General features: G+C 40.0%; 10 protein-coding genes. 2 read left to right on the top strand and 8 right to left on the bottom strand.

The features are described 5' to 3' along the window. Position 1 precedes the first annotated feature (1 nt). The 8 genes from pfkB to ACERJO_RS06390 all read right to left on the bottom strand — a co-directional run bounded on the left by pfkB (position 2) and on the right by ACERJO_RS06390 (position 9,997). Positions 2 to 922 carry a 1-phosphofructokinase gene (pfkB, locus tag ACERJO_RS06425; RefSeq protein WP_373646957.1) on the bottom strand — a complete coding sequence of 307 codons (921 nt, stop codon included), beginning with the start codon at positions 920 to 922 and terminating at the stop codon, positions 2 to 4. Beyond that, a complete protein-coding gene (locus ACERJO_RS06420; RefSeq protein ID WP_373646956.1) occupies positions 919 to 1,674 on the bottom strand; it encodes a DeoR/GlpR family DNA-binding transcription regulator in 756 nt (251 codons plus the stop codon). Before ACERJO_RS06420 ends, pfkB begins: the two co-directional genes overlap by 4 nt. Positions 1,675 to 1,802: 128 nt before the next feature. Beyond that, the gene (locus ACERJO_RS06415) at positions 1,803 to 3,692 is read right to left on the bottom strand and encodes an ABC-F family ATP-binding cassette domain-containing protein (RefSeq protein WP_373646955.1); all 1,890 of its coding nucleotides are present in this window, start codon (positions 3,690 to 3,692) and stop codon (positions 1,803 to 1,805) included. Positions 3,693 to 3,836: 144 nt separating this feature from the next. Continuing rightward, a complete protein-coding gene (locus tag ACERJO_RS06410) occupies positions 3,837 to 4,316 on the bottom strand; it encodes a glutathione peroxidase (RefSeq protein ID WP_373646954.1) in 480 nt (159 codons plus the stop codon). Positions 4,317 to 4,383: 67 nt separating this feature from the next. Further along, positions 4,384 to 5,109, bottom strand: a complete 726-nt coding sequence (gene treR / locus ACERJO_RS06405) for a trehalose operon repressor (RefSeq protein WP_373646953.1) — start codon at positions 5,107 to 5,109, stop codon at positions 4,384 to 4,386. A 20-nt stretch (positions 5,110 to 5,129) separates the two neighbouring features. Then, positions 5,130 to 6,788: an alpha,alpha-phosphotrehalase gene (gene treC, locus ACERJO_RS06400; RefSeq protein ID WP_373646952.1), complete on the bottom strand. Its 1,659-nt coding sequence runs from the start codon at positions 6,786 to 6,788 to the stop codon at positions 5,130 to 5,132. Positions 6,789 to 7,050: 262 nt separating this feature from the next. Continuing rightward, entirely contained in the window at positions 7,051 to 8,463 is a 1,413-nt protein-coding gene (gene treP, locus ACERJO_RS06395; RefSeq protein WP_247105929.1) for a PTS system trehalose-specific EIIBC component, read from the bottom strand. A 220-nt stretch (positions 8,464 to 8,683) separates the two neighbouring features. Next, positions 8,684 to 9,997, bottom strand: a complete 1,314-nt coding sequence (locus tag ACERJO_RS06390) for a polysaccharide biosynthesis protein (protein WP_247105928.1) — start codon at positions 9,995 to 9,997, stop codon at positions 8,684 to 8,686. Positions 9,998 to 10,135: 138 nt separating this feature from the next. On the opposite strand from ACERJO_RS06390, the gene ACERJO_RS06385 reads away from it, so the two are divergent. Both ACERJO_RS06385 and ACERJO_RS06380 read left to right on the top strand, forming a co-directional pair. Beyond that, positions 10,136 to 10,432 (top strand): putative quinol monooxygenase, encoded by a 297-nt coding sequence (locus ACERJO_RS06385; protein WP_247105927.1) that lies wholly within the window; start codon positions 10,136 to 10,138, stop codon positions 10,430 to 10,432. A 781-nt stretch (positions 10,433 to 11,213) separates the two neighbouring features. Continuing rightward, positions 11,214 to 13,829 (top strand): glycoside hydrolase family 9 protein, encoded by a 2,616-nt coding sequence (locus tag ACERJO_RS06380; RefSeq protein WP_373646951.1) that lies wholly within the window; start codon positions 11,214 to 11,216, stop codon positions 13,827 to 13,829. Positions 13,830 to 13,873 lie beyond the last annotated feature (44 nt).

Here is a 13,873-nt window from a genome sequence, read left to right as displayed (position 1 = left end):
TTTACTCATCCCCCCATTTTGTAATAAACACTTCTTTTGTTAATGTCTCAACAGCTTCTCTTTGGCAAAAGCCTTGCGAGAATGCTGTCGCACTCCCTGAAGCAACGGCAAATGCAAAGACCTTTTCAATTTGCTGTCCTTCACTTAAAGCAGTCAGAAAACCTGCCACGACTGAATCACCTGCACCAACGGAATTAACGACCTCCCCAGTCGGAACGTTCGCCATATAAATCGCATCATCCGTCCCTAAAAGCGCCCCATCCCCAGCAAATGACACAAGCACAAACTGAATGCCTTTACTTAAAAGCTCTTTCACATAGGGGATTGCCTCTTCTTTTGTTGAAATCGTCGTTGAAAATAACTCAGCTAATTCATAATGATTTGGTTTAATAAACGTTGGCTTTTTTTCAATGACAGAATGCAACGCTGCTCCACTCGTATCCACAAAGACTTGTACATCTTTACCATCTATTCTCGTTAACAACCGCTCATAGATTGATGATGGCATCGTTTCAGGAACACTACCCGCTAACACGAGTGAATCTCCATCTTGTAATAGGCCAAGCTTTTTTTCTAAATCATTCAATTCGTTCTCCGTTATTTGGGGAGAAACACCATTAATTTCTGTTTCCATATTACTTTGAATTTTCATATTAATTCTCGTATCTGCGTTGATCGCTGTGAACTCTGTGACAATTCCATCACGCTCAAGCTGCTCTTGCACGAAGCGACCTGTAAATCCACCGATCAATCCGTGCGCCACACTTGTGTGTCCTAAGTTTTTTAATGCTTTTGAAATATTAATGCCTTTTCCTCCAGCCACTTTAAGATCAGCTTTTGCACGATTAACATGACCAAGCTCAAATTGTTCTAATCGAACAAAATGGTCAATCGCTGGATTTAACGTAACGGTCCTAATCATAATGTCACCACCTCTAATGCTGTTTGAGCTTTTAATTCATGATAGTAAGTGTCATCGATTTGCTCGCTCGTTACAATCATCACGTTTTGAATATGAGCGAATGTCGAGAAGGAAACTTCACCGAACTTTGAATGATCAGCTAGAATAACCCCTTGCTGTGCTCGCTCTATGGCGTATTCCTTAATAAACGCTTCCTCAGGATCTGGTGTCGTACACTCACCTTTTAAGCTAACACCATTCACACCGATAAATGCTTTATCAAATTGGAACATTTCCAAATTTTTTATCGCACTTCTGCCTATGAATGCACTCGTACCAGATTTCACATAACCGCCGATGACATGCGTCTTAATGCCAACCTCAAGCAGTGCTGCTATATTCATTAAGCCATTTGTCACAACAACGACGTCTTTTCCCTTTAAGAAAGGAATCATTTCGAGCGTACTCGTACCTGCATCTAAGTAGATGCAATCACCCTCTGCTACAAATGATGCCGCTTTTTTCGCAATTTGTCTTTTTTCATGACTGTTTTTGGCTGTTTTCTCTTCCATTGTTGGCTCAACTAGCTTATTTTGAGGTAATGTAGCACCTCCATGTAATCGCTTTAATTTACCTGCTCGTTCAAGCTCCATTAAATCACGACGGACAGTAGACTCTGAAGCTCCTGTTACATCCATAATCTCTTGAATTTTCACTGTTTCCTCTTCTTGTACCATCGCAATAATCTTCTTTTGACGCTCGATCACTAACATGATCATCACCTCTTATATGTAATAGTATACAATCAAAAACATTCAAAATCAATCATTATATTTTAAAAACATTCAAAAAAAGCAGTGACCATTCATAAACAGTCACTACTACTTTATCATACAAGCTTTTATTGTTGCAGCTCTTCGAGCAACAATGACAGCTCCGTCCATCGCTCGATTGCCGCTTCTAATTCCGCTTCTACCTGTTCTTTTTCATTTAATAGTGGCTGAATTTTCCCGAAATCACTACCAGCACCCTCAATGGCTTCCTCAATCTCCTCAACCTGTTGCTCTAGCTTCGTAATTCGTTCCTCAATTTGATCCCATTCAAGCTGATCCTTATACGATAGCTTCTTTCTAGGTTTCGGCTTCTCTTCCTTTTTTGGCTCTGGAGTACTTACTCGCTTCCTTTGCTCCTCCACGTCCTTCTGAACTTCTAAATAATCGGAGTAATGACCTTGAAATCTCGACACTTTTCCATTACCTTCGAACACAAGCAGACGATCAACGACTCGGTCTAGAAAGTAGCGATCATGGGAAACGGTTATGACGACACCTGGAAATTGCTCTAAATAATCCTCTAATACCGAAAGTGTCTCTGTATCAAGATCATTTGTCGGCTCATCCAGAAACAGTACATTCGGCTCCTCCATTAATACCCTCAATAAATATAGGCGACGTCTCTCTCCACCCGATAAGCGCCTAATATACGTATATTGACCTGAGCGCGGGAATAAAAACCTCTCAAGCATTTGCTCGGCTGTAATTTGTGTGCCATCCGCTGTATAAACAACCTCTGCAATTTCTTTTATATAGTCAATGACTCTAAGATCTCCGTTAATCTCGTTATCCTCTTGAGTATAATAACCGATGTGAACAGTCTCCCCGATCAATACTTCTCCCGAATCAGGTTTGCTCCTGCCAGCTAACATGTTTAATAGCGTCGTCTTACCCGTTCCGTTTGCTCCAACAATCCCAATTCGTTCGCCGGGAATAATAAGCTCATTCAATGAATCAACAATCTGCTGATTGGCAAATTGTTTAGAGACTGCTTTTAGTTCAATGACTTGCTTTCCTAACCTTCTTGAACCAATTACAAAATCAAACTCACGCTGAACAGACTCATACGCATCTTCTTTTATTTGATCTACGCGCTTAATACGTGCCTTTTGCTTTGTTGTTCGAGCCTTAGCGCCGCGCTTTAACCATGCCAGCTCACGTTTTAATAAATTTTGGCGTTTCTGCTCCTTGTTTTCTGCTTGCATGTGCCGCTCCGCTTTCTTCTCAAGAAAGCGCTCATAGTTTCCTTCATAGACAAATAAAGAACCTTGATCTAACTCAAACATATAATTGGTCACACGATTCAAAAAGTAACGATCGTGAGTAATTAATACAATCGCCCCTTTATAATTCGCCAAATACCCTTCTAACCATTCAATCGAAGCATGATCAAGGTGATTAGTCGGCTCATCAAGCAATAGCAAATCAGCTGGTTGAATGAGCGCCTTCGCAATCGCCACACGTTTCTTCTGTCCACCTGACAATTGACCAATTGTTAAATGGAAATCGTGCACACCTAACTTGGTCAAAATCGTCTTAGCCACGGTGTTCGCTTCCCACGCTTCCATCTCATCCATCTTCTGTTGCCACTTTATATACGTTTTTTGGTATGCTTCGTTTGCTGGCTCTCTCTCAAATTTCATTAAGCTTTCCTCATAAGCACGCATCGTGACCATGATGTTTGAATCACCAGCATAGATCTCTTCTAATACCGTAAGATCCTCTGCTAATTCAGAGTGCTGTGACAAATATTCAATTTGAAAATCCTTCGCGTGAACGAGCTCACCTGAATCAGCTCCTTCAACTCCAGCTATTATTTTCATGAGCGAGGATTTACCTGTACCATTCACCCCAATGAGCCCAATTCGTTGCTGCTCTTCTATTGTAAATGAAATATCTTGAAACAAAACCTTATCTCCATATGACTTCGTCAAACGGTCTACCTGCAAAATACTCACATCATCATCTCCTATGGTCTAGCTCCAACGCACTGAAAGGTTCAAACTAATCATTTTCGGTGTACTTAACCTAACCTATCAAAGGGTTGTCCCAATCGGTCTGTTTGGACCTTTTAAGACAACCCTTCATTCGTAGTGACTCTATTATACCTTTAATACCTTCTTAATATCATCTTCTATTTTTTCTGGCTTCACTTGTGGTCCATAGCGCTCAACAACATGCCCTTTTTGATCAACAAGAAACTTTGTGAAATTCCATTTAATATCTGAGCTAAGAAGTCCTTTTTTTTCTTGCTTTAAATATGAGTAAAGTGGATGAGCCTCTGATCCATTTACTTGAATTTTAGCAAACAGTGGAAAGGTCACACCGAAATTCAATTTACACGTTTCAGTCATATCTATATCAGCAACAGGCTCCTGATTCATGAATTGATTCGTTGGAAAGCCTAACACATCAAAGCCTTGCTCATGGTAGCGCTGATATAGCTCTTCAAGACCTTCAAACTGTGGAGCTAGCCCACACTTCGTCGCCGTGTTGACAATGAGTAAAGCTCTTCCCTTGTAGACCTCTAATGATTGCTCTTCTCCGTTTGATTTGTTTACAGTAAATTGATGAATACTCATACAAGCACCCCTCCATTCTATTAACATTTATTATAAAAGAAGGTGATCCAAAAAACGAATATTCTGCTTACCATTGCCTTCTACGTGCAAAGTCAACAAAGCGAAATTTATCAGGCCGATGCCGTGACTCCGTCAATTGAAATAGAGTCGTATCTTCTAAATAGACATGACTTTTAACAACTACAACGAGCGAATAGTCATCTAAATCGAGTAACGTCCGATCTTCCTCAGTTGGTATTTCAACGGTAATTTCCTTTTTCGCGAAACTAATCGCTAAGCCTAATTCTGACTCAATATATTCATATAAAGAATCTTCAGTAATTTCCTCAGTCAAATCTGGAACTATCGACGTTAGTAAATAATCCTTATCTAAAATAATCGATTCTTCGTCTATATCACGAACGCGAACGAGTTCCCATACGGTTCCATTAGCACTCTCATCTAAATAAAACTCAGCTTTTAACGATGCATCTAGCTCTATTTCTCGTAATGATATGACCATCGTTTTCGAACGGTGTCCAAGCTTTTCCGAAACTTCTTTATAGCTAACAAGTCCAGAAATCGGGAAGTTGAACTTAGACACATCTAATACGATTGATCCTTTTCCTTGCATTTTTTGAATATAGCCTTGCTCCGATAAGAGCTTCAAAGCCTTACGTACCGTCTCTCGTGATGTATGGTATTGCTGTCTTAATTCATGCTCAGACGGGAGATACTCCCCCGTCTTAATCGTTCCATTTTGTATTTCCTTTGCAATTTGTTCATAAATCATTTGAAATTTATTTTTCACCATTCATCACCCATTCTAGTGTATCACTTCTTATGGAAAATGAGGGAATCATATGGAGAAAGTGTTAGCTTTTTTTTAAGCTTACGCTCTATACCATTTGTTAGTAAGAGCTCGGCATCTAGATCATGATGCCATTCTTCAGGAAGTTCAAATGAAACTTCTTGATCATAAAAATTATTCATAACAAGTAATTTCTCTTCTCCCTTCACGCGCTCATATACAAATAATTGCGGATGGTCGTTTAAAAGCTGGCGATAGACACCTTCCGTAACAATATCTAATTCATGCCGCAAACGAATTAACTGTTGATAAAAAGAGAAAATCGATTCTTTCTCTCTCATAGCATTCTCCGCATTAATTTCTTTATAATTTTTTGCGACATCAATCCACGGTGTCCCTTTTGTAAAACCTCCATGAGGCTGATCGTTCCATTGTACGGGTGTTCTAGAGTTGTCACGTGATTTTTCTTGAATAATCGCCATGACATCCTCTTCTGATTTCTCTTCTTCCTTCATTTGTCGATAGTAATTTAACGTCTCAACATCTCTATATTGATCAATCGTCTCAAAATAAGGATTCGTCATGCCAAACTCTTCGCCTTGGTATATATACGGTGTTCCTTGCATCATATGAATCGTGGCTGCTAGCATCTTTGCTGATTTTTTATGATAGCGTTGATCATTTCCATATCTTGATACAACACGTGGCTGGTCGTGGTTACACCAAAACAATGCATTCCAGCCACCACCTATTTGCATGTCGACTTGCCATGTTGACAAGATCTTTTTCAACGCTTGAAAATCAAAGTCTGCTAACGCCCACTTTTTACCATTAGGATAATCAACCTTTAAATGATGAAAATTAAACGTCATACTTAATTCACGGCGCTCAGGGTTCGAATAGTCAATACAATGCTCAATGGATGTCGAGGACATTTCGCCGACCGTCATACTATCGTATTTTGCGAGAACGTTTCTATTCATTTCTTGTAAAAATTCATGAACACGAGGACCATCTGTATAAAAGCGACGTCCATCACCCTTGTCATCATTCGGAAATGACTGATCCTTAGAAATTAAATTGATCACATCTAACCGAAATCCATCAATACCTTTGTCAAACCAGAAATGCATCATATCATAAATAGCTTGACGTAGCTCTTCATTTTCCCAGTTTAAATCAGCTTGAGTGACATCGAAAAGGTGTAAGTAATATTGTCCAGATTGTTTGTTATATTCCCAGGCGCTCCCACCGAATTTTGATTGCCAATTCGTCGGTTCAGCACCATCGACAGGATCTTTCCAAATGTAGTAATCGCGATAACGACTATGAGGAGATGCAATCGCTTCTTTGAACCACGCATGCTCCGTTGATGTATGATTAACAACAAGGTCCATAATGAGCTTCATTTCACGCTTATGAACCTCTGACATCAACCTTTCAAAATCCTCCATCGTTCCATACTCTTCATCTATCGCAAAATAGTCCGAAATATCATATCCGTTATCTTTTTGCGGTGATGCATAAATAGGAGTAAGCCAAATGACATCTACTCCTAATTCATGTAAATAATCTAGTTTTTCAATAATTCCTTGTATGTCCCCTACTCCATTTCCTGTCGTATCATTAAAGCTTTTTGGATATATTTGATAAACAACTGCTTTTCTCCACCATTCCTTCACTGTGGTAGCCCCTTTCTTTTGAATCTGCTTCTTTGAAAAAAGCCTAATAGAAACTGTTCAAAAAGCACAAAAATATAGAAATTATTCCGTTCGCTACGCGTCTTGTGGCGAGAAAAGCATTCACCACAAGATTTAAAAGATTGTAGCGAGAAACTCATTGCTTCGAGTTTATTCAAAAAGGAAAAGCCGTCCTTTTTGAATAATTTCAATAACAAGCTTTTCTCACCCCATTAGGCTCATTCGCCTATTTTTCATGAGACGATTACTGATCTTTCATCCGTGTCTTCCCGTATAAGAAAGTTAAGACGAACGGCACAACAATAGCAATCACCATTCCAACTAGGAATACGAGCCAATAGCCTGCTGTAATCGAGAAGATCCCTGGCAATCCTCCTACACCAATCGAATTCGCTGTTACCGAATTGACCGTTATCCATACAGCACCAATCGCTGAACCGATAATGGCACATATGAACGGGAAGCGATAGCGCAAATTTACTCCAAACATCGCTGGCTCCGTAATACCTAAATAAGCTGATATGGAAGATGTCATCGATAATCCTTTTACCTTCTCATCCTTTAATACATAATACATGGCAAGTGCTGCCGAGCCTTGAGCTATATTAGACAGTGCTAAAATCGGCCATAAGAATGTGCTCCCTGTACTCCCAATCAGTTGCAAGTCAACTGCTAAGAATGTGTGGTGCATGCCGGTAATAACGAGTGGTGCATAAATTGCTCCATATAACAAACCACCGATAGCCGCAACATTACTAAAGATCCAAACAAAAACATCAGTAATGATATTACCAATCCAAAACGTTACAGGTCCAATCGCGATAAAGGCGATAAATCCAGTCACTAATAAGGCAACAGGTGCCACAATAAGTAGCTGAAACCCATCTGGAATTCGCTTTCGTAATGCAATCTCTATTTTCGCTAACACATAAGCGGCAACTAAAATCGGCAACACTTGACCTTGGTATCCCATCTTAGCAATATCTAATCCAAAAATATTCCAATAAGGAATGTCTCCGTCCTGCAGTGCATCACCATATCCCCACGCATTAAGAAGATCTGGATGAACGAGCATTAATCCAAGGACAATTCCTAATAATTCACTTCCTCCAAAGCGCCTCATTGCCGACCAGCCGATGAGACCTGGCAAAAAGACAAAGGCCGTATTCGCAATAAGATGAATCATATCAGCCAGATCAGCCCACTGCGGAAACATTTCTACAACGGACTGTTCACTGAAAATCCCTTCAGCAGTGAGAATATTATTAATCCCCATTAACAAACCAGCAGTTACAATCGCAGGTAATATCGGAATAAAAATATCAGCAAGTACTTTAATCGCTCGCTGTAACGGGTTTAAATTTTTCTCTGCTGCTGTTTTCACTTCATCCTTTGTCGCCGCTTTTTTTCCTGCAAGCTCCATTAACTCCGCATACACTTTGTCAACAGTCCCTTGTCCAATCACAACCTGAAATTGACCATTTGTTGAGAACGAACCTCTGACAACATCAATTTCCTCCAGCTTGTCCTTATCTACCTTTCCTTCATCCTCCAACGCAAGCCTTAAACGTGTGACACAATGAGTAGCCGATGCAATGTTCTCTTTACCGCCAATCGCTTCCAGAATTTCCTTGGCTGCTTCTTTATATTGACTCATTTTCCACTACTCCTCTCAATATATTTTATTTCAATCGCCATGTTGTATATACAAGTGATCGCGCTTTCATTAATCTTAACTTGTATATACAATGTTGTCAAGAAAAATAAGTTCCTTTTATTATTTGTTCCATACCCTGTAATTATGAGTTTTAAGCTTTAATTGAAAAGGACATTGAAGAAGTTGTAATAACCTCTTCAATGTCCTTTTACTGTTGCTTTTATTTCTCCCTCAACCACCACGACACTCTTATCCTTTCACAAATCGTTATATAGTGCATCATTGTCAATAAAACAGCTGATACGTTCATCCCGATAATAATGCCATCCATTTGAAAGGCTGCCATCGATCCAAGAACATACATCATAATAAAGGAAACAATCGTTGTATATAAAGCATGTAGAAAGGCCTCTTTCACGAGTCCGAGTCCAATTAAGTACGCTTGCATCGGAATAACAAAATAATGAAACAAGAAGTAAGGCAATAGTAGCTGTAAATAGCGGACGGCTGGCGAATCATCGAAAAATAAGCTCGTTAGCATTTCTGCATAAAAATAGAAAACACAAACAGCTACTAATCCATAAATCGCTGTAATCATCATAACTTTTTGTAGCAACGATCTTAATTTTGCTAAATCCGCCTTATGAAAAGCTTCCGAAACAGTCGGAATTAAGACAATTAATAGTGAATGAGCAATAAAGGCTGGAAAGAAGCCAATCGAAAAGGCCACCCCAGCAAGCTTTCCGTATTGCACCATCGCCACTGATTCAACCATCCCCGAACGGACGAGCGCACTTTTAATAAAAAAGGGCTTAATTGCAAACGTAGCTGAATGAAAAATGCGCAGCCCTGTTGTCGGAACAGACACCGACAATAGCGAATGGCGTACCTTCTTCCAGCCAACTTCAGCACGCGGCTTTTTCTTTAATTTGTGCATCTGGCGCATAAAGGCAATAAACAAGTAGAGAAAGACAAGCGCCTCACTCGCAATGAGGGTAACAAAAGCAATGACTAGAGCAAATTCAATCTGATAGGAGGACCATAGAAAGAAAAAAACTAGTAAAGCAAGCTGAGCCGCCCTTCTAATAAAGTTGGCAAGCGCAATTCTCCCCATTTGTTGTGCCCCCATAAAATATCCCCTTGCTACAGAGGAGAACGTTACAATTGGAATTAAGCTAATAAATAACCACGGAACAACCGGGTGATATTGGTCAAATACCGGTAATAAAGGAAGAATGATAACCGCTACAAGCATACAGATGGCAGCACAAACCGTTGCAAAGCGTAATGCATGCTTGAGCATGCTTCGGTGAAATAATTCTTCCTTTTCTGCAACAAACTTTGAAATCGATATCGGTAATTCTAAGCTAGATAGCACGACAATAAACATCACAGTTGGAAAAATAGCCATATACAAACCAAGACCCTCTTCTCCTAACTCGCGTGCTAAGACAACATTTATAATAAATTCTATGCACTCTACTATGAGGGCAACTACGATTAACAATAGCGCACTCTTAAAAAATGTCTTCATCGTTTCTCTCCCTCTTTCATCTGTCCGTACACTATATGAGACAAGTCATAAAAATATCGATACTTAAGTGAAAAAGTTTGACACATTTCCAGACATTTGCGAAAGTTAGAGAGAAAACAACTAATAGGAGGGCTTCCATTGTATATTATTCATGCATTTATATCCGTCAAACGCGAGCAACGTGAACACTTTTTACGAGATGTTCAACCTTTAATTAAACATTCACAAGCAGAAGAGGGAAACATTCGATATGAGCTGTATGAGCAGAGCTCAGCAGACAATCAATTTATTATGGTAGAAGAGTGGAAATCAAAGGAAGCGATCGAGTTCCACTTTCAAACAAAGCATTTCGTTGAATTTGGTGCACAATCCAAGGATTACATGGCTACTCCTCCACAAATCAAGCAATTCGCTGTTCGAGCAGAAAATGACTAGCTCTTTTATTCATCGTGGAATGGTTTCTTACTTACATTCCATTTTTTTATTTCTTCCCTTTATTAAACTTTCCTCCTCCCGCTCTCTTCCCATAATCTAAGAAAAACGCGATAGCGTCTTTTCTTAATTGCATCGTGTGGAGCCATCATATCTATAAGTGTACTTCTTTGAAGAAAAACGTGTAGCGACGAATAAGGCGACATTGCGAATTCACCTACGATGGGAGGGCCGACTCCTGCAGAAAGAATGGGGAGGGTACTGAATAAGTCCTTTCTAGTCACTCAAGGAAGAGTAATGGCTCCACTCATTGCAAGGCTTTCAAAATCGGGCAACGGCTACGCATATTACTTAAAGGCCACTGAAAAAGTGCGATTTTCACTTTTTCAGTGGCCTCAAGAACGGGCAGGTTGAAATCCACCGGCTCAGCCCGTTAGTTCAACGCCCGCCTGCGGAAAGCGTGCCCCCCATCCCGGTAGCGAGGTCGCAGAGCCGCTACCTGAATACTAATCAAAAAACCTGTCGACTTGTCTCGCTTTTGCGAGACTTTGTCGACAGGCTGTATAAATTTTAATTCTATAAAAAAAGTATATGAAAACATCAAAATTATCTATTACTTTATGTGAAATTTTTGATGTTTTTTCTACCACTTCCCTCCTATACCATTTTAATAGAACGCTTTCATCTAGATTCATACTTTTCAAACGGAGGTGAATAACTACTTTTTTGTAAGCGTTTCATCTTATGTTTCCCCTAATTTAAATCACGTATATGGAGGTTAAGAATGTTGAAGAAAAAACTACTAAGTCTTTTTATTGTTTTCCTAATCATTTCTACATCGTTTCAAAGCGTTTCATTAGCAGAAAGTAGTTTTCAACCACCTAGTGAGGACTGGAATTCATTACAGGATTACATTTTATTTGAAGGAAATCGCGATGGCTGGGGTTACGGGCTTCTCCCTGGAGAAGATAGTGGTTGGGGCTACGACTATTTCATTCCACTCGGAGAGGAGTATAATGGAGCCCCTTCTATTCAATTAACACCAACAGACGATTTCTGGGAAGCGAATTTAACACTTAATGGCTGGCAAACAGGAAACATCGAGCCATATTTAGCTAATGGCTCGCTTCAATTTGCCGTTAAAGGTGAAGATGGTGGTGAAGGCTTTCAATTAGGCTTTAAGGATTCAGTTACAGAACGTTTCTACAATGGAGAGCCATACGAACCAGAGCACGGAGCTGAATCCAACGTTCACATTAGCTTAGACAGTCATGATTATTTTGATATTACAACGGATTGGCAAACCATTGAAATTCCATTAGCTGAATTTATCGATGATGGTTTATTTGATTTCTCACGAGTTCAATTGTTTACGCTTTCAAGAAGCTATCAAACAACTGAAAATGAATTTACCGCATATATAAGTGATATCAAAATCGTCTCAGATGATATTGAGGAAAGCTTTGCTCCAATTAAGGTAAATCAATTGGGCTATTTAATAGATGGGGAGAAATACGCGTATGTAAGCGGCTATTACAATGAACTTACTGCGACCATCGGCACGCCGTTCGAAGTGAAGAATAGTGCCAACGATCAAGTCGTTTATTCAGGTGAGCTTGAACTAGTAAAGGCTTATGACCCTGCATCAGGAGAGAAAGTCTTAAAAGCGGACTTTTCTAACGTAGAAGAAGAAGGTAGCTTTTATATATCCATTGATGGGGAAGAGGATTCCTCTGTCTTTGCGATTGGCACAGAAGTCTACAATCAATTATTAACCGACGTTCAACGTTTTTACTTTTTACAACGTGCTAATGTAGATTTGTTAGAGGAGCATGCTGGTATTTTCGCTAGAGAGATGATTCATGACGGCGACTTCGCGGCTCCACTGCAAACAGACCCATCGACTACCATTGATGTTGCGGGTGGTTGGTATGATGCTGGCGATTACGGGAAATATGTCACTGCTGCTGCTACAGCCGTATCCGATCTTCTTTGGGCTTATGAACTCTACGATGAGGCATTTTATGATGGACAATTGAACATTCCTGAAAGCAATAACGGAACGCCTGACCTATTAGATGAAATAAAGTTCGAAACAGACTTCCTATTGAAGATGCAAGATGACGAAACAGGTGGATTTTATAGTTATGTCATTCGTGATGAGGACCGTACTGTCATGAATGCTAGCATCCCAACTGCACAAACAGCGAATACGGCAGGTGCTTTAGCTCATACGTCTCTCGTCTTTAGTGAATTTGATCATCTTGAAGATTATGCAGCGACTTTACTCGCTTCTGCTGAAGCAGCGTGGGAATACCTAGAGGACAACCCAACTCATATTCCTCAGCCTGATGGTCCATATAACGTAGATCATGATGAGAATAGTCGTTATTATGCAGCTGCTGCTCTTTACCGCGCAACAGGTGAACAGAAATACAGTCAGTATATCTTGGATCACTATCAAGATTTTCCTGATACATTTGGAGATGCTTCATTTTCCCATGGGATTAATGGGATGGAGATGATCGGGCATCATCATTATATGGCTGCTCACGAAACCGATAGTAGCTTCGAGCAATGGTACACCGAGCAATTTAATAGCTGGAGAAACGAAGTGATTCACATTAGCACATCTGAATCGGTATGGCGTAACTCTCCAAACGAATACTACTGGGGAGCCAATACGAATACGTTTACGACACCTTTAAGTCTAGCTGTTGGGAGTCAGTTAACCGATCAATATGACGAAGATGTCCTGCACGTATCAGCAGCTAATATGAACTATGTGCTAGGGATAAACCCTCTTCAGTTAAGCTTCGTTACTGGATTTGGTGAAAATCATATTCACGAAACACATAGTAGTATTTTTAATAGCGATTGGTTAGTTGAATTTCCACCTGGATTCATGGCAGGAGGACCTAACTCGAGCTCAACTAAGCTTTCAAACTTCCCAGCAAAACGCTACAACCATTCAACGATTGATTGGGAAACGAATGAGCATGCGATTAACTACAACTCTCCACTCGTCTTTGTAGCGGCTATGCTCGTCTATCATCAAGATCATTCGATTGATGAAATCGAGAACGAAGAGGAAGAGCCGGCTGAGGAAGAAAAGGAAGAGCCATCAACCGAAGAAAAGGACGATGAGAAAAAGGACCCTCCCGGCGGAGAACCTCCGGCAGATGATGGGACATTAACGGATGACAAGGATGATCTTCATAACGAAATACCAACGAAAGAAGAAATCGAAAAGGAAGAAATCGAGACGATCATAAGCTCGCAGTCAGGATCACCACTTCCAAACACTGCGACCAACACTTATAATCATTTGTTAATCGGCTTACTCATCGTTGCAATTGGCTTAACTACTCGTTTTAGAAATCGAGTACTCCCTTCATAAATATTATTCAAAAAAAAACCGCTATGAGTGATTATTTCTCATAG

Origin of the sequence: Halalkalibacter sp. AB-rgal2, from assembly GCF_041821005.1 — a bacterium.
Classification (GTDB): Bacteria; Bacillota; Bacilli; order Bacillales; family Bacillaceae_D; genus Halalkalibacter.
The sequence above is the reverse complement of the archived record's forward strand: the minus strand, read 5'-3'. Positions and strand labels throughout refer to the sequence as shown.

Coding starts and splice junctions, on each gene's coding strand:
- ACERJO_RS06410 (WP_373646954.1), bottom strand. CDS start 4,316: ATGAGTATTCATCAATTTACTGTAAACAAATCAAACGGAGAAGAGCAA.
- treP (WP_247105929.1), bottom strand. CDS start 8,463: ATGAGTCAATATAAAGAAGCAGCCAAGGAAATTCTGGAAGCGATTGGC.
- pfkB (WP_373646957.1), bottom strand. CDS start 922: ATGATTAGGACCGTTACGTTAAATCCAGCGATTGACCATTTTGTTCGA.
- ACERJO_RS06420 (WP_373646956.1), bottom strand. CDS start 1,674: ATGTTAGTGATCGAGCGTCAAAAGAAGATTATTGCGATGGTACAAGAA.
- treR (WP_373646953.1), bottom strand. CDS start 5,109: ATGGTGAAAAATAAATTTCAAATGATTTATGAACAAATTGCAAAGGAA.
- ACERJO_RS06390 (WP_247105928.1), bottom strand. CDS start 9,997: ATGAAGACATTTTTTAAGAGTGCGCTATTGTTAATCGTAGTTGCCCTC.
- ACERJO_RS06380 (WP_373646951.1), top strand. CDS start 11,214: ATGTTGAAGAAAAAACTACTAAGTCTTTTTATTGTTTTCCTAATCATT.